Raw genomic sequence first — 17,604 nt, forward strand, 5'->3', positions numbered from 1 at the left:
TCTTCTAGTTCTAAGGCTTGTTGTAGTTGTTTGATGTACGGCTGTTTTGGTGTGGGAATAGTTAGGGTTTCGTCGTCTAAAAGCATTACCACCCCAGCAGCAAAGGCATCTAATACTATTTCATCTACGAGGCTGGCGTTGGCGGTGTTAAATAATGCCCCTAGTCCTTCATCTTGGGCAATCGCTACCAGTCTATCAACTATTTCTAGCATTTCCTCGGCTGAGTATTCATTAAAAACCTCAAATTCCCAGAGAATACCTGCTAAACTTTCTGCATCTAAGTCTTCAATGGAAGAATCAACTATTCCGGTAATTACACCTATAGCTGCTACCGCTTCTTCTGGACTCAATGATTCTTGTGAGATTTTTTTTGAATGAAATATTTTATCATACTTGGTCATAATAGCTCCATCAATACTCTTTTAGTAATAACCGTTGTCTCAAAGTAACAATTGTTAGTTTAGCAAGGACATAAGCCTTGTCTAGATTTTATCTAGTGTTTTGGTAATCTATGTAATCAGTAAAGGATACCAAAAACCAGTCGCCACTTTTCCTGATTACTGTTTTTTCCGTATAGATCAGGTTTCTGACTCTGATTTTTGAGTTTCATTCATACACAAACCTATGTAACCTTATTTACTCGGTTGAGTAATACGTTCCTCTATATCTTCCAAGGTGCGTAACAATAGACGTTTTGCTTGTAACTGCCAACCCCATTTTTGGATTCTAAAAGCTGCTACAGTCCCCACTATGGCTGCTAATAAACCGATAGGTTGATTCAGAGAAATTCCTAATAATAAACCCAAGCCAGCAATACCCCAAAATGGTAAGGCTGCGGCTTGTCTTTGTTCCTCTACTATTTCTGCAATTTTACTAGATTGCATTGTAGCTAATAATTCCGATTTCATTTGCCGTTGTTGTACTAGTGATAAGGATAAACTTATCTTCCTGCGTAGTTTTTCTATCTTCCTGGCATCAGTGCTGTACTCGGTTAGTTCATCTTCTGCCATTTTCAAGAATTTTTCTAATTGTGACATGGTGCATCTATCCGCTGTTTTATGTACAGTTATTATCTCTAATAATTGTTCATTTTTCTTGACTAGAGTATTATAATCACCCCGATAACCTCATGGTATTGGTGATATTCCCTTTTCCCAAGGATCTGCGAGATGCGATCGCCACTGCATACCAAATTCTTTGTCAAGAATACAACGCAGCTACAGATGTTGCAGTCTGTTCTAGCTCCACTGCGGAAGACTTACCTGATGCGAGTTTTGCAGGACAGCAAGAAGGTGATCTCAATATTGTCGGAATTGATACTATTAGTTTGAATCCTGATTCGGTTTTACAGACTATGTTAGCAGTGGCAAAGTGTGAAACTCAAGGTGTTTGTGTCATCTATGATGGTACTAATGCCCAGGGTGGATGGAGACTGAATTTATTGCAACAGTTCAATCAAAAGTTCAATCAAAAGTTCAATTGAGCGATCGCTTCCCCTGTCTTGTGGATGGGTTGGTATTTACACCAACAAATTTTCGCCTTAAAATGCGTTAGCGTAGCGGCATCAAGTCCGGTTTTAGACCCGATTATTTCGATAAAATTTAGGACATAGATGATAGTTAACATTTAACAGTATTGCCCAGTCACCAATCACCAATCACCAATGACTAAAAAATGGTTTAGAATCTGTACAACAGCAATATTTATCCTATCATTGATCTTACGATTTTGGGGATTAGGAAGATTTAATACCCTCGTATTTGATGAGGTTTATTTTGCCCAATTTGGTAATAATTATCTTACCAACACTCCCTTTTTTAATGCCCATCCTCCCCTGAGTCAATATATCATTGGTTTAGGAATTTGGATTGGTAATCATATTCCCTTTTGGCAAAATCCTGTCAACGGTGCAACAGGTTCTTTATTATCTCCTTGGAGTTATCGGTGGGCAAATGCTTTTACAGGTTCATTAATTCCCTTAATAGTTATTTTCCTCACTTATCAATTAAGTTATCGTCGTGGTTTCGCTTTATTAGCAGGTTTATTTACAGCTTTGGATGGTTTATTTTTGGTAGAATCTCGCTATGCTTTAAGTAATATCTATATAGTGATTTTTGGATTAATCGGACACTGGTTTTTATTATTAGCTTTGGAGAAACAAAATAAACAACGTTGGTTTGCTTTATTCATAGCTGGAATTAGTTTTGGTGCTTCCATTGGGACAAAATGGAACGGTTTATGGTTTCTTGCTGGTGCTTATGGAATGTGGATAGCAGCTTGGATAATTCGTTGGTTGCAATCTTTAGCACCTTCACCACGATCACCTTTATTTTCTTATTTACGCAACTCCTTTTCAGCCAATCATAATCAAATTAAAAATCAAGAAAATACCCCACAAATACCACTGCAAAAAATTACGCAAATCAATATTTTACAAATGGGATTTTTTCTCGGAATTATCCCTATATTAATGTACAGTTTAATTTGGATTCCTCATCTCCAGCTAGACACAAGTTATGGATTTATAGAAGTTCATAAACAAATTTTACAGTTTCATCTTCAGTTAGGTGGTAATGATTCTAGTGTACATCCCTACTGTGCTGCATGGTACAAATGGCCATTAATGACTCGCCCAATGGCTTATTATTATCAAATCACTCAAAGTTTTCAAGATCCCATTCCTGTATTTGGACCACCCTTACCTCCTGGTGCGGGGAAAGTGGTTTATGATGTTCATGCAATGGGTAATCCTTTTTTATGGTGGTTTGGTTTAGCGACAATTATATTTTTAGTAGGAATGTTATTTGTAAAAATCTTACTACCGGGAATACAGCAAAAACGATTATTTATTCCTAAAAATCTAGGCGTTGATACTTGGATTGCTTTATATATTGTTATCAATTACGCTGCTAATTTATTACCTTGGGTAAAGGTAAATCGCTGTGTGTTTATCTACCATTATATGAGTGCAGTGATATTTACATTTATTGCACTTGCTTGGTTTGTTGATCAATGTCTTCGCAGTTATTATAGAGGAATGCGTATACTTGGTCTAACAATCACCTTCACTATTATAGTTGCTTTTGTTTTTTGGCTACCTATTTATTTAGGTTTACCTCTTTCTGTGGAAGATTATCACCTACGGATGTGGTTTAGAAGTTGGATATAAACAGGACTTACGCAAAAGGGAACGAAAGTAGGGGTAATTCATGAATTACCCCTACGCAAGAATAAGGTTTTCAGTGACATCTTGCGTAAGTCCTAATAAAAATTAAACGGGGATCTAAAAAGATTTTCCATAGCACACGATCCCCAACTTCTTATTTTGATACTTTCAATCAAATATGATCAATGTTTAGAAGTCGCGGATCTGGAAAGATTTTCAATGGAATCAGAATCAAACCTTTGATATTTTCTTATGATATTTTCTTAATATATCTATATAAAAAGTGGTTACTTAATCACTTTCATTTCACATTTATTATCTGTAGTTAGGATAACTACCTGTTAAACTTTAATCAGTTAAAGATTAGGGTAAATCTACCCAATGACAAAAACCCAATGACAAAAAAGTCAAGAAATGATAAGAGGCAGAAAAAAAATTAACGCAGTAATCACAAAGTCTGAAAACAGCAAATTAGAATTTAACATCTCATTCAGTTTCTTAGCTACATAATCATCTGCAAGTTAGTTGAACAGAAAATTGAAAAGTGCTAAGAGAGTTACATCTGGGTAGGTTAATAAACCTGACAAGTGAAAACATCTATCGCTAACTCTGCTCTTGATGCACCTAGATAATAGAGGGGAATCGTGATGGATATCAGCTTACAAGTACAAAGCTTACAAGTACAAAGCTTACAAGTACAAAATGTTTCAGATATTAAGATCAAGAGCTTGAAAGAAGCACCAATTCATCTTTCTAGCCAAATTCAGCCCTATGGTATTCTGTTAATATTAGAAGAACCAGAATTAAATGTATTACAAGTTAGTAATAATACCTTAAATGTTTTCGGCATTTCTCCCGAAAATATGGTGCAGAAAAAATTAGAAGATTTAATCGATCCGTTCCAGTTTGAGAGAATTAAATCTGGGTTATTAGATCAGAATCTAAATTTTATCAATCCTACCAAACTTTGGATTAAGAAAAAAGGTGATGAATACACAGTGTTTGATGCTGTATTTCACCGTAATTCTGAAGGTTTTTTAATTCTAGAATTAGAACCAGCAATTTCTCAAGAAAATATTCCCTTTTTAAGCTTTTATCATTTAGCTAGAGCATCCATAAATCGGTTAGAAAACACAAAAAACCTCAGAGAATTTTGTCAAATCATTGTTCAAGAAGTGCGAAAAGTCACCGGATTTGATAGAGTCATGCTATATAAATTCGATGATGATGGACATGGTTCAGTTATTGCGGAAGAAAAAATAGACGAGTTAGAATCTTACCTGGGTTTACATTATCCAGAATCAGACATTCCCAAACCAGCGAGAAAATTATTTATTGATAATTCTATCAGGTTAATTCCCGATACTAATATAGAACCGGTGATAATTTTTCCTGTTGATAATCCTGTTACAAATCGTCCAGTTGATTTAACTAACTCTATTCTCAGAAGTCCCGCACCTTGTCATATAGAATATTTACATAATATGGGGGTTGGTGCTTCTTTGACAATCTCTTTGATTAAAGATCAAAAACTTTGGGGATTGATTGCTTGTCATCATAAAACACCCAAATATGTTTCCTATGAATTGCGGAAAGCTTGCGAATTTTTAGGGAGAGTGATATTTTCTGAAATTTCCGCTAGAGAAGAAACAGAAGATTATGATTATCGCATGAATTTGACCTATATTCAATCACTTTTAGTTGAATATATGTCCCAAGAAGATAACTTTATTGATGGCTTGGTGAAAAACCAGCCGAATCTTTTAGACTTAACCAGTGCCACAGGAGCAGCAGTTTGTTTTGGGGGAAATTACACCCTGATTGGTGAAACTCCCAGAGAAGAAGAACTGAATTTTTTAGTAGAATGGTTAAAGAATAATATAGAAGATGAAGTCTTTTATACGGATTCTTTGGCTAATATTTACCCAGATGCGATTAGTTTTAAAAATGTCGCTAGTGGTTTATTAGCTATTCCTATTTCTCAAAGGAATTATGTATTATGGTTTAGACCGGAGGTGATTCAAACTGTTAATTGGGGTGGAGATCCTAATAAAGCTTATGAAGTTAATCAAACTCAGGGGAATTTACGTTTATGTCCTCGGAAATCATTTGAACTGTGGAAAGAAACAGTTAGATTAACATCTTTACTTTGGCAATATGTAGAAATCAAAGCAGCTTTAGAATTGCGGAAAGCAATAGTAAATATTGTATTACGTCAAGCTGATGAATTAGCACAACTAGCGCATGATTTAGAAAGATCAAATGCGGAATTGAAAAAATTTGCCTATGTTGCTTCCCATGATTTACAAGAACCATTGAATCAAGTAGCCAATTATGTGCAATTATTAGAAATGCGCTATGAAGCTGCTCTGGATGAAGATGCAAAAGAATTTATCAATTTTGCAGTCGAGGGAGTCAGCTTAATGCAAACCTTGATTGATGATATATTAGCATATTCTAAAGTTGATACTCAAGCGATCGCATTTCAAGTTACAGAAGTAGAAACAGCCTTAGAAAAAGCATTAAGTAACCTCCGCAAACGCATTTCCGAAACCGGCGCAACCATTACCCATGATCCGTTACCCACTGTCATGGCTGATAGTACACAAATAATGCAATTGTTTTTAAACTTGATCGGTAACGCGATTAAATTCCGCAGTCACGAACCACCGGAAATTCATATAGGTGCAGAAAGATTAGAAGATGAATGGTTATTCTCAGTACGCGATAATGGAATAGGCATAGATCCGCAATTTAGCGATCGCATTTTTGTCATCTTTCAACGTCTCCACACCAGGGATGAATACCCCGGTACTGGTATGGGTTTAGCAATTTGTAAAAAAATCATTGAATGTCATCGGGGACGAATTTGGGTAGAGTCACAACTCGGACAAGGTGCAACCTTCTACTTTACCATTCCAGCAGGAGGACGTGATCGTGAGCGTAGAAACGGAAGAAATACACAAAATAATCTTTTTAGTTGAGGATAACAAAGCCGACATTCGCCTCATCCAAGAAGCATTAAAAACCAGTTCACTACCCCATGAAGTAGTAACAGTTAGGGATGGAATAGACGCAATGGCCTATCTGCGTCAAGAAGGTGAATATGCCGATGCCATACGCCCCGATCTGATTCTTCTTGATTTAAATTTACCCAGAAAAGATGGACGAGAAGTATTAGCAGAAATTAAATCTGACCCCAAATTAAAACGCATTCCTGTGGTAGTGTTAACAACTTCCAAAAACGAAGATGACATTTACCACAGCTACGACTTGCACGTAAACTGTTACATCACCAAATCTCGCAACCTCGCCCAATTATTTCAAATTGTCAAAGGTATTGAGGAATTTTGGTTTGCTACCGCCACTTTACCCACAGAATAATATTGGTGATTGGTGATTGGTGATTGGTGACTGGTGACTGGGTAAAAATAAATTGATAATTCATAATTTGTAATTCAAAAACTTCTGCCTCCTACCTCCTGTACGGGCGAAGTAGGGGCGAAGTAGGGGCGAAGCATTCGGAAAATAACCTGTGATAAAAATTGATAATTTATCGCCCGAATGCTTCGCCCTTACAGGAAAATAACCTGTGATAAAAATTGATAATTTATCGCCCGAATGCTTCGCCCTTACAGGAAAATAACCTGTAATAAAAATTGATAATTTATCGCCCGAATGCTTCGCCCTTACAGGAAAATAACCTGTGATAAAAATTGATAATTTATCGCCCGAATGCTTCGCCCTTACGACTCCTGACTCCTGACTCCTGAACTCCTGACTCCTGGAAAATAATGACTGCAACTTGCTTGGTAAAAATCTTGTTAATTGAAGACAACTTGGCGGAAGCTAGGTTGTTACAAGAGTTTTTGAAGCAATCCCCATCAAAAGAGTTTAGTTTAGTTCATGTTCAAAGATTACGAGATGCATTTCATGAATTAAGCCAACAAAACTATGACGTAATTTTGTTAGATTTAACCTTACCTGATAGTCAAGGATTATCATCCCTCCCCTTACTAATAAGTCAAGCACCCAGCACACCTATTGTTGTTCTTACTAATATCAATGATGAAGAATTAGCAATAGAAGCTGTGAGACAGGGAGCGCAAGATTATTTAGTCAAAAGACAAGTAAAGCCAGATGTTTTAGTGCGTTCAGTTCAGTATGCGATCGCCAGAAAACAAGTTTTAGAACAATTACGCACAGTCAATCAAACATTAGAAATCACAGTTGAAGAAAGAACTGCTGAACTGGAAAAAGCCCAGGAACTATATCAGTTTAAAACTGAATTTGTTTCTATGCTTTCCCATGACATTCGTAATCCTTTAAATACGATACTTTTAGCTGCGGGATTGCTACAAAACAACGATGAAAAATTAACCCAAGAAAAGAAATTAAATCATTTAAAAATGATTCGCTCCGCAATTAAAAACATGGCACAATTATTGGATGAAGTTTCCTTTATTGGTAAAGCTGATTCTGGCAAATTACAATGTCAACTTTATCCTTTAAATTTAGAAGCTTTTTGTCATCAAATATTAGAAGATACTCATTTAACTGCTTTAGAGAAACGAGTAACTATAGAATTTACCAGTTCTGGTGACTTTAGCTCAACTCTTTGGGATGAAAATTTATTAAGGCATATTTTAGGAAATATCCTCAGTAATGCTATTAAATATTCCTACCCTGATAGCAAAGTCAAATTTGAATTAACCAGACAAGAAAAAACAGCAACCTTCAAAATTCAAGATTGGGGAATTGGTATTTCTACAAAAGATCAAAATCAACTATTTATTCCCTTTCATCGTGGTGAAAATGTCAGCGGTATTTCCGGTACAGGTATGGGTTTAGCAATTGTGAAAAAATGTGTGGAAGCGCATGGTGGTGAGATTGCATTTGAAAGTCAAATTGATGTGGGAACAACTTTCACAGTTACTTTACCTGTAATTAAAATTGAAATTTAATGCTTTACAAACATTGCCCGATACACAGGTTCACCTTTATTTTGTGTAGCAATTTCCCTTTCTGTAGCCACAGGAAGCGGGTTTTCTGCTAACCATTTTTCCGTTCCCATTTTCTCAAATGCTGGGTGTTCTTGGAAGCGATCGCACATTTCCACTCAAAATCTCTTTTCCCAGAGTTCAGCAAGAGCAGTATTCAGTAGATAAAAATAGGTTGCCGTTTTTTATACTCAGTCAACAATAGTTTAAACTATACGCATACCTGTATTTTGTTGCACAGCTAGTCTGCCACTATTTAGTAATGGCTACATCTACATCAGGTATCAGTTTCCTTACGTCTAAAATGATATACAAACTTGCAGAAGTGTTGAATGTTAAGATTTTGATGGTGATACCAAATTTGAGCAATTAATAACTCTATTCTCAATAGACCTCTCCAAAATAGAATGTATTAATTTGTAATATGTTGTAGGGGCGAAGCATTTGGGCGATAATTTGACGGAAAAATCAGACATCTAGATATCCCAAATGCTTCGACCAGCCCCCATAAATAAGTTCCATAATTTCTCTTTTGGAGAAGTCTAATAGATAATGGATTTTACCTGGGTAAAGCGCAAAGATTGTAAAGTTTTATTGCAGGATTGAACACTTATGACAAACCTGTATGGGGTCAAGATTAGAATAAATACTGATGTTTAGCTCCTAGCACTATCAATCATTTTTACATGGGTGCATTATGTATGACATTAAATTTAAACAAGCTGATAGGGGTAATTTTTTAACACCGTTCCAGCGCCAACTGCTGCAAAAAAAAATACAAGAAGATTGCTCTGAGTCCTACCGACAACGGATTGAAATCATGTTGTTGGCAGATCAAGGGAGAACTCAAACAGAAATTTGTCAAATTTTGGGGTGTTGTCCCGCCACCGCTAGACGTTGGATACACATAGCTCGTCAGGGAATGGCGCATCAATGGCAAGATTATCCGATTGGTCGCCCCAAATTAGTTAGTAATGAATACTTGCAACGATTAAAAGAATTATTTTACAGTAATCCTCGTGATTATGGTTATGTTTCTCAACACTGGACATTAAATTGGTTGCAGAAACGTCTATACGAAGAATTTGGCTTTGAAGTGAAAGAGCGCACCTTTAAGCGACTTCTCAAACAAATGGGCTTATCCACTCGACAGAAATCCAGTCATGATGGACAAAATAGCTCAAAATCAGCCGCAGAACCCAAAATAGCCATTACTGACCTTAAAAAAGTAAATACCGCCGATTCCTCCGAAATTATACTTATTAATTTTCACAAAGCAGTAAAAGATTCAGACATTTATGGCTCACAATATCTCAGTATCTCTGCAACAAATCAACAATACATTGGGGTATTCACTAACCGCAGAAGAATTTTATCACTATCTTCCTGAACTTCAACCTATCAACCCTAAAGTCGGCAAATTCTGGACAGGAAAGAATGTTGAACCGGGCATTTACATTATCATTACGGGCAAAGTCAGACTATTAGATGATAACGACGAATTAATTACTACCCTAGAATCTGGAGAATCCTTTGGTGAATTTACCTTGTTTCCCGAATCTGAATTTGAGCCTTATGCAGCCAGAGCTTCAATGAATTTACAGTTATGCTTCTTGCCAGAAAGGTTACTATTGCCATTAATAGCCAAGTATCCCCAAATTCGAGAACATTTATGGCAGAAAGCATACTCACTTTTGAGAAACACAGATTATACACCCATAGAACCAAGCTCTCCAGAGAACTACAATTCAGATTCAACCCCCTATTCAACCTCACAATCAAAAATTAATAAAGCCTATTTTCCCAGTCCCAGACAACGGGTGGGGCATTTATGGCAAAGGGTGATGGGACGCTATCCATTCTTTGCCCAACAGAGTGGTTCTGACTGCGGGGTAGCTTGTCTAGTCATGGTGTCCCAGTATTGGGGGAAACGTTTTAGTGTAAATCGCTTGCGTGATATTACTAATGTAGACCGCAATGGTGCATCCTTACGAGGGTTATTAACAGCAGCAGAAAGTCTAGGTTTTGCGACTAGACCTGTCAAAGTTAGCTTAAAGCGGTTAGCAAAGGAAAAATTACCCGCCATTGTTCACTGGGAAGGCAAACATTACATAGTTGTCTACAAAATTACATCTAAGTATGTAATTGTGGCGGACCCCGCTATTGGTCAACGCACCCTCACCCATGAGGAATTTAACAACGACTGGACTAGTTATACATTGTTGTTACAACCGACAGCAATGCTCAAAGAAACGGAAGAGACATCTACACCTTTTTGGCAGTTTTTCGAGTTAATAAAACCTCATTCTTTAGTCATGTTGGAAGTATTTATCGCTTCCATATTTATCCAGATATTTGGCTTAATTACCCCCCTATTTACCCAATTAATTTTAGATCGGGTAGTGGTGCAACGGTCAGAACTGACCCTGACAGCAGTAGGAATAGGATTGTTGATTTTTAGCCTTTTTCGGGTGGCTATGACCGGTTTAAGGCAATATCTTTTAGATCATACAGCCAATCGGATAGACTTAGCATTAATTGTCGGTTTTATTCGTCATACCTTGCGTTTACCCCTGAGTTTTTTTGAGACTCGTTATGTGGGGGATATTATTTCTCGTGTGCAGGAAAACCGCAAAATTCAACGCTTTTTATCTGGTGAAGCATTATCAATTCTCCTAGATTTATTCACTGTCTTTATCTATGTAGGCTTGATGTTTTGGTACAGTTGGAAAATGGCATTATTAGCTTTAATAATTGTCCCACCCTTTGCCTTATTAGCATTAATTGCCACACCCTTTTTACAAAGGATTTCCAGAGAAATATTCAATGCAGTTAACCAAGAAAGTAGTTACCTAATAGAAGCTTTAACTGGTGTGCGAACAGTCAAAGCCACAGCAGTAGAACAAACAGTAAGATGGCATTGGGAAGAGTTATTAAATAAAGAGATAAAAACCAACTTTTCCGGGCAAGTTATCGGCAATCGTTTACAAATTTTTAGTAACACAATTGAAGCGATAGCTACCACAGCCTTATTATGGTTTGGGGCATATTTAGTAATTCATAATCAGTTAACAGTGGGACAACTAGTAGCATTTAATATGCTGCTGGGTAATATTATTAATCCCTTCCAACGGTTAATTGTCCTATGGAATGAATTGCAGGAAGTTGTGATTGCAGTAGAAAGAATTAACGATGTTTTAGACACAGAACCAGAAGAAGACTTACAAAATCAATCACGGCAGAATTTACCACCAATTCAGGGGCATATTCGCTTTGAAAACGTCACATTTCGCTATCATCCAGAAAGCGATATTAATATATTAGAAAACCTCAGTTTTGAAATCAAACCCGGACAAATGGTAGCCTTAGTGGGACGCAGTGGTTCAGGAAAAACCACCATTTCTAAATTACTTGTCGGCTTATATCCTTCTACAGATGGTAAAGTTTTGATTGACGGACAAGATATTACCAGTCTTTCCTTGCGTTCTTTTCGACAACAAATTGGCGTAGTTGACCAAGACACATTTTTATTTGGTGGGACAATTCGAGAAAATATCAGTTTAGGACATCCAGGAATACCTTTATCAGAAGTAATTGCAGCAGCAAAAATGGCTGGTGCTGATGAATTTATCAAAAAATTACCAATGGGTTATGAAAGCCAAATTGGTGAAGGTGGAGGTTTATTATCTGGTGGACAAAGACAGAGAATAGCCATTGCTAGAGCATTATTAGGCAATCCCAAATTATTGGTTTTAGATGAGGCAACTTCTCACCTAGATACTGAATCAGAAAGGATAATTCAACAGAATTTTAACACAATTCTCAAAGGAAAAACTACTTTAATAATTGCCCATCGTCTTTCTACCGTGCGAAATGCTGATTTAATTTTGGTACTAGATAGAGGTGTGTTAATTGAAAGTGGTACTCATGAAGAATTAATGGCTAAAAAAGGACATTATTTCTATCTAAATCAACAGCAATTACAAACACTAACCTAGTTTGGGTTGAGCCATAGCGAAACCCAACATTCCACAATTATTTAAGTTGGGTTTATTCAACCCAACCTACAATAAATTCATACTAAGAAAAAGGTGCATCATGACAAGTACATTAAATGGGAATATCACAAAATCTGATCAGATATTATCACCAGAATTACCAGAAATTACCAATGAAGATTGGTCGGAAATTAAGCTGTTATGCCTTTAACTTGAATAATTAATACAAGCAAGATGCTTGTGCTACTGTAACTTCAGGTTTTTTAATTATACAGTTTAGCTGCACATCAGCTTACTAAAGAATCACTTGATAGTTTACCACAGGTTTGGACGCGAGGATTATTATATCTTTTAGTCTTAATTGTCTCCATAGTTTTACCTTGGTCTTTACTATCTAAAGTAGATGAAACTGGTACAGGACGGGGACGTATTGAACCTAAAGATAAAACAGTGAAATTAGATGCGGCTGTAGGGGGAACAGTTGCGGAAATTCAAGTTCAAGAAGGTGAAACAGTCAAAGCAGGACAAACTATATTATTATTAGAATCGGAATTAGTCAAATCAGAATTACGTCAAATTCAAGATAAATTGGAAGGACAATTAAACCGACTTTCTCAGTTAAAATCCTCCAAAAATCAGTTAATTGTCTCCTTAGCAAACCAACAACAACAAAATCAATCTCAACAATTAGAAAAACAAGCACAAATTGAGCAAGCACAACAGAATATTAATACCCTAAAAAATGCTTATCAATTTCAGAAAGAAGAAAGATTATCTCAACTTAATCAAGCGCGACAAACCCTAATTAATAGTCAAATTACTAATCAATTAGCAGAGAGTAGCTTATTAAGTAGTCAGCGAGAAGTAAAACGCTATAGTCAACTCAGACAACAGGGAGTAATTCCAGAAATTAATTTAGTAGAAAAGCAAGATATCGCTAAAGAAAAGCAGAAATTGTATGCACAAAGCCAATCAGATATTCAACAAGCTAAGTTACGTTTAGCAGAACAACAAAGTAGTTATGAGCGAAATTTGCGCCAATCTCATGCCGATATTGAACAGGCTAAATTGCGACTGGGAGAACAGCAAAGAAGCTATCAAACTTTAACCCTTTCTGGTCAGTCAGCAGTCTTAAAAATTGCCGAACAGCAGAAAAGTTTAGATACAGATATTAGTTCCCTCAAATCAGATATTTCTCAAACTAAACGCCAAATTGATTCCTTAAAATTTCAGTTAGGACAGCGAGAAATTAAAGCTTCTGGGAATGGTATATTATTTCAACTACCAATTCAAAAACCCGGTTCAGTTGTGCAAGTAGGGACAATGGTTGCCGAAATTGCTCAAGATAATTCACCCTTAATAATTCGAGCGCAAATGGCAACTACAGATAGTGGTTTTTTGCGGTTAGGATTGCCAGTAAAGCTCAAATTTGATGCTTATCCGTTTCAGGATTATGGTATTATCTCAGGAGAGTTAATTAAAATTTCTCCTAATACCATAGAAATAGATACAGCTAATGGCAAAGTAGCCGCTTATAACTTAGAAATTTCTCTCGAAAAAAGTTGTATTCCCTCTGCTAATAAATGTATTCCTTTGCGTCCAGGGGATACAGCAACCGCTGAGGTAATTGTCCGTCAGCGACGAATTATTGATTTTCTACTTGACCCATTTAAAAAATTGCAACAAGGGGGAGTAAAATTGTAGAAAATTTATCGAATTATCCCTGGAGTGATTTAATAACAAAAATGTAGGGTGGGTTAGCTATAGCGTAACCCACCATTTAACGGGGTATAATTTATGTATTTAAGGAGCAAATTATGTCAGAAAGCATCACCATTACCCAATCAGATATTTTACAACAAGTTAAATTATCCTGTAAAATACCTGAGTTAGTTGAGCAAATTATCAGCCGAAAAGTGATTATAAATGCTGCGGAAGAAGCAGGGATAAAAGTAGAAGATGAAGAATTACAAAAAGCAGCGGATTTTCTGCGATTAAATAATGACCTGACCAGTGCTAATGACACTTGGAAATGGTTAGAAAAACATAGTTTATCTATAGATGATTTTGAAGATATAGTCTATACTGGTGTAGTTACTGCTAAGTTAAGCAAACATTTATTTTCCGATCAAATCGAACCTTTCTTTTTTGAAAATCAGCTAAGTTATGCTGGTGTGGTCATGTATGAAGTTGTATTTAATGACGAAGATTTAGCAATAGAACTTTTTTATGCAGTCAAAGAAGGAGAAATGAGTTTTTACGATGTAGCTCACCAATATATTCAAGATGTAGAATTACGTCGTCAGGGGGGATATTTAGGAGTATTAAATCGTCGGGATTTAAAGCCAGAAATATCTGCTGCTGTCTTTGGTGCTAAACCCCCACAGATAATTAAACCGATAATTACTTCTAAAGGGGTACATTTAATTTTTGTTGAGGAGATTATTCAGCCGGAGTTGAATGATAAATTGCGACAGGAAATTGTTAGCGATTTACTATTAAGTTGGATAAAAAAACAGGTTAGTCAAACAGAGATTAATGTGAATTTGGAGTGATTTAATCACAAAAATGTAGGGTGGGTTAGCGACAGCGTAACCCACGATTTAATAGTATAGTGTGGTTCGTTTTATGCTCTAGACAAGTTTATTAATAATGACGAAACCACCAATAGTTACCAACAGCCCTCCAAGCATAGCCATATCGTCCGTAATAAATCCAACCACCCACTACCTCAAGTTCCAAATCAGATAATTCATCAAACTGGTTTTCAACTTGTGCTAAATCAGCAATTTGAATCTTAGCCATATTGGTATTCTCCTTGGTTTTAAAAAATCTAGAAAACCGGAAATGTTGTCCTTTTTCATTTCTCGACTGCATCCTATTAAAAATAAAAACCTCTGTCTAGAGACTTAGACAAAATAAAAGTGACATAATTGTTTTAGTTTTGTCACCTTCTATAGCTTGATGATAACAGCATTTTCTGAACAAATACCCGTGATTTTGCCTTTTTAGGTTAAAAATATGATCAAGAAACAGACAATTACGGATTAAAAATAGCCAAAAAAAGGGATACAATTGTTGCACTACTGTAAGAATTTTGTCACTTTTGCCTATTAACTTAAATATAAATAGATCCTTAAATTATTAAATAAATTGGAATATATATTAGCTTTTATAAGCCTAAATGTCCCGAATTTGCAATTGATAAAAACTGAACAACCTACAAAAAACCAGGAAAAGGCAAAATCTTTCCCTGAGTAAATTTAAATTCCACCACCTGCCAATTAATTTGAATTTACAAATTTTGCACTCTTATTTTCGTTTGACAAATAAAGCCCGATAGACAGGTTCACCTTTATTTTGTGTGGCTATTTCCCTTTCTGTAGGCACAGGAAGCGGGTTTTCTGCTAACCATTTTTCCGTTCCCATTTTCTCAAATGCGGGGTGTTCTTGGAAGCGATCGCACATTTCCACAGCAATAAATTCCTGATCAGATTGCAAAAATACCACCCCACCCACAGCCAAATAACTAGCTAATTCTTCAACTAACTCTGGTTGTACTACTCTCCGTTTAGCATGACGAGTTTTAAACCAAGGATCAGGAAATTGAATTGATACCCGTTGTAAAATTCCTGGTTTTAAAGTAGATAAAATTGGACTCAAAGAATTATTCACATTACAAAATAAATAATGTAAATTTGTTAAACCCAACTCAGAAACTATCCTATTTGCTTCTATAACTAAAGGTTCTCTAATTTCCAAACCTAGAAAATTCCAGTTTGTTTCTACCTGTGCCATTTGAAGTAAAAACCTACCCCTCGCACATCCAATATCTAAATGTAAGGGTTGTTGATACTGTGCATAGATTTTTTCCCATGCTGGGGGATCAACAGGGGTTTGAAATTTTCTCGCTAGGGGGTTAACGTGCTGACGAACTCGAATCACAGCCATAATAAATACTCCTTTGACTACTTCTGACTACTCCTGTCACTAAAATTTCGCTAATAAAAGTTAAACATAAATGTTTACAAATATTAAGTCTGGTTGCTAGTACGTAACTAGACAAGGCAAGAGTTATACTTTTGTAAAAAGGGTATATTTACTCTTTCGGCTTTAACATTTTTTTAAATCAATGGATATCAACTTTCGTTTTGCTATAGTTAGTGACTTACACATTGCACTACCCCATACAATTTGGGATCATCCCAGCCGATTTCATTTAGTGGAAGTCAGTATTCCCGCCTTTGAAAGTGTACTAGAACATTTAACACAACTTGATTTAGATTTTCTTCTGATTCCCGGAGACTTAACCCAACACGGTGAACCAGAAAATCATGCGTGGTTAGCAAACAGACTTTCTCAACTACCTTTTCCGGTGTATGTTATTCCTGGTAATCATGATGTTCCCGTATTATCAGCAAACGAGCAATCCATAGGTTTTGCAGATTTTCCCCATTATTACCGCAAGTTTGGTTATGAAAACCCACACCAACCTTACTACAATTGTCAAATATTGCCCGGAGTGCGGCTAATAGGTTTAAATTCTAACACCTTTGATGAGGATGGTAAACAAATAGGGCGTTTAGATCAACAGCAGTTTCAGTGGTTAGAAACAGAACTAGCAAAAATTAACAATGATTTAGTTTTGGTGATGGTGCATCACAACGTTGTCGAACATTTGCCAAATCAATCAAATCATCCAATGGCAAATCGTTATATGTTGGAAAATGCTCCAGAACTTATAAAATTACTGCGTAAACATGGAGTGAGATTAGTTTTTACCGGACATTTGCACGTTCAAGATGTAGCTTGTGGTGATGGAGTCTATGATATTACCACTGGTTCATTAGTTAGTTATCCCCATCCTTACCGTGTTTTAGAATTTGAACGAGATCATCTAGGTAAAGAATGGTTACAAATAGTTTCTCATCGCGTGGAATCAGTACCAGATTTTCCTAACTTGCAAGAATCATCAAAACAATGGATGGGCGATCGCTCTTTCCCTTTTTTAATCAAATTACTAACTTTACCTCCCTTAAATCTACCATTAATCCAAGCACAGCAACTAGCCCCAGATTTACGAGATTTTTGGGCAACTATCGCCGATGGGGATGCAGTAATAGACTATCCCAACTTTCCTTTAGAAGTCCGTCGTTACATTCAAAAATATAGTGCAGTTACTCACACTGGACATCCCAGCCCCATAGATAATAACAGTAAGCTATTGCTTGGGAATTGGGAATTGGGAATTGGGAATTGGTAATTGGGAATTGGGAATTGGTAATTGGTAATTGGTAATTGGTAATTGGTAATATTTAAAAATCTTCCCACGTCACCAATCACCAGTCACCAGTCACCAGTCACCAGTCACCATTCTCCAGACACCCATCACTGATCACCAGCAACCCAGCGCTAGTCGCCTGTTGCTCGTACCGAATCA

Annotated in this window: 12 protein-coding genes and 3 pseudogenes; 10 read left to right on the forward strand and 5 right to left on the reverse strand. The window is 36.4% G+C overall.

Annotated features, from left to right (window positions below; translation table 11 throughout):
- Together FFR48_RS16040 and FFR48_RS16045 are read right to left on the reverse strand one after the other, a co-directional pair.
- Positions 1 to 401, reverse strand: a 401-nt coding sequence (locus FFR48_RS16040) for a tellurite resistance TerB family protein (protein ID WP_162501899.1), incomplete at its 3' end; no start/stop codon positions are given.
- Between the two features lie 231 nt (positions 402 to 632).
- Complete coding sequence (locus FFR48_RS16045) at positions 633 to 1,037, reverse strand: hypothetical protein (protein WP_096568262.1); 405 nt, start codon at positions 1,035 to 1,037, stop codon at positions 633 to 635.
- Positions 1,038 to 1,132: 95 nt separating this feature from the next.
- Between FFR48_RS16045 and FFR48_RS29505 the strand changes: the two are divergent.
- The 5 genes and pseudogenes from FFR48_RS29505 to FFR48_RS16070 all read left to right on the forward strand — a co-directional run.
- Positions 1,133 to 1,324, forward strand: a pseudogene (locus tag FFR48_RS29505) (PEP/pyruvate-binding domain-containing protein); the annotation flags it as partial.
- A 339-nt stretch (positions 1,325 to 1,663) separates the two neighbouring features.
- Positions 1,664 to 3,169, forward strand: coding sequence for a dolichyl-phosphate-mannose--protein mannosyltransferase (locus FFR48_RS16055; protein ID WP_137668056.1), 1,506 nt, complete (start codon positions 1,664 to 1,666; stop codon positions 3,167 to 3,169).
- A 644-nt stretch (positions 3,170 to 3,813) separates the two neighbouring features.
- Positions 3,814 to 6,150, forward strand: a complete 2,337-nt coding sequence (locus FFR48_RS16060) for a sensor histidine kinase (protein WP_137668057.1) — start codon at positions 3,814 to 3,816, stop codon at positions 6,148 to 6,150.
- Positions 6,104 to 6,550 (forward strand): response regulator, encoded by a 447-nt coding sequence (locus FFR48_RS16065; RefSeq protein WP_137668058.1) that lies wholly within the window; start codon positions 6,104 to 6,106, stop codon positions 6,548 to 6,550. Before FFR48_RS16060 ends, FFR48_RS16065 begins: the two co-directional genes overlap by 47 nt.
- A 410-nt stretch (positions 6,551 to 6,960) precedes the next feature.
- The gene (locus tag FFR48_RS16070; RefSeq protein WP_137668059.1) at positions 6,961 to 8,130 is read left to right on the forward strand and encodes a hybrid sensor histidine kinase/response regulator; all 1,170 of its coding nucleotides are present in this window, start codon (positions 6,961 to 6,963) and stop codon (positions 8,128 to 8,130) included.
- Here FFR48_RS16070 and FFR48_RS16075 read toward each other — a convergent pair.
- Positions 8,127 to 8,285: pseudogene (locus tag FFR48_RS16075) on the reverse strand (tRNA (guanosine(46)-N7)-methyltransferase TrmB); the annotation flags it as partial. The gene FFR48_RS16070 and the pseudogene FFR48_RS16075 overlap by 4 nt on opposite strands.
- Positions 8,286 to 8,863: 578 nt before the next feature.
- Between FFR48_RS16075 and FFR48_RS16080 the strand changes: the two are divergent.
- The 4 genes and pseudogenes from FFR48_RS16080 to FFR48_RS16095 all read left to right on the forward strand — a co-directional run bounded on the left by FFR48_RS16080 (position 8,864) and on the right by FFR48_RS16095 (position 14,719).
- Positions 8,864 to 9,556 carry a helix-turn-helix domain-containing protein gene (locus tag FFR48_RS16080; protein ID WP_137668060.1) on the forward strand — a complete coding sequence of 231 codons (693 nt, stop codon included), beginning with the start codon at positions 8,864 to 8,866 and terminating at the stop codon, positions 9,554 to 9,556.
- On the forward strand, positions 9,465 to 12,164 hold the full coding sequence (locus FFR48_RS16085) for a peptidase domain-containing ABC transporter (protein ID WP_137668061.1): 2,700 nt from the start codon (positions 9,465 to 9,467) through the stop codon (positions 12,162 to 12,164). The genes FFR48_RS16080 and FFR48_RS16085 overlap by 92 nt, the downstream gene beginning before the upstream one ends.
- 291 nt (positions 12,165 to 12,455) lie before the next feature.
- Positions 12,456 to 13,868 (forward strand): annotated as a pseudogene (locus FFR48_RS16090) (beta-barrel domain-containing protein); the annotation flags it as partial.
- 113 nt (positions 13,869 to 13,981) lie between these two features.
- Positions 13,982 to 14,719 (forward strand): peptidylprolyl isomerase, encoded by a 738-nt coding sequence (locus tag FFR48_RS16095; RefSeq protein ID WP_137668063.1) that lies wholly within the window; start codon positions 13,982 to 13,984, stop codon positions 14,717 to 14,719.
- Positions 14,720 to 14,810: 91 nt separating this feature from the next.
- Here the strand turns inward: FFR48_RS16095 and FFR48_RS16100 are convergent, their stop codons facing one another.
- Both FFR48_RS16100 and trmB read right to left on the reverse strand, forming a co-directional pair.
- Positions 14,811 to 14,969 (reverse strand): hypothetical protein, encoded by a 159-nt coding sequence (locus FFR48_RS16100; protein WP_162501900.1) that lies wholly within the window; start codon positions 14,967 to 14,969, stop codon positions 14,811 to 14,813.
- Positions 14,970 to 15,476: 507 nt separating this feature from the next.
- Entirely contained in the window at positions 15,477 to 16,115 is a 639-nt protein-coding gene (gene trmB / locus FFR48_RS16105) for a tRNA (guanosine(46)-N7)-methyltransferase TrmB (RefSeq protein WP_137668064.1), read from the reverse strand.
- 181 nt (positions 16,116 to 16,296) lie between these two features.
- On the opposite strand from trmB, the gene FFR48_RS16110 reads away from it, so the two are divergent.
- On the forward strand, positions 16,297 to 17,427 hold the full coding sequence (locus FFR48_RS16110) for a metallophosphoesterase family protein (RefSeq protein ID WP_137668065.1): 1,131 nt from the start codon (positions 16,297 to 16,299) through the stop codon (positions 17,425 to 17,427).
- Positions 17,428 to 17,604: the final 177 nt, after the last annotated feature.

Origin of the sequence: Sphaerospermopsis reniformis (assembly GCF_005402885.1) — a bacterium.
GTDB classification, from domain to species: Bacteria; Cyanobacteriota; Cyanobacteriia; order Cyanobacteriales; family Nostocaceae; genus Sphaerospermopsis; species Sphaerospermopsis kisseleviana.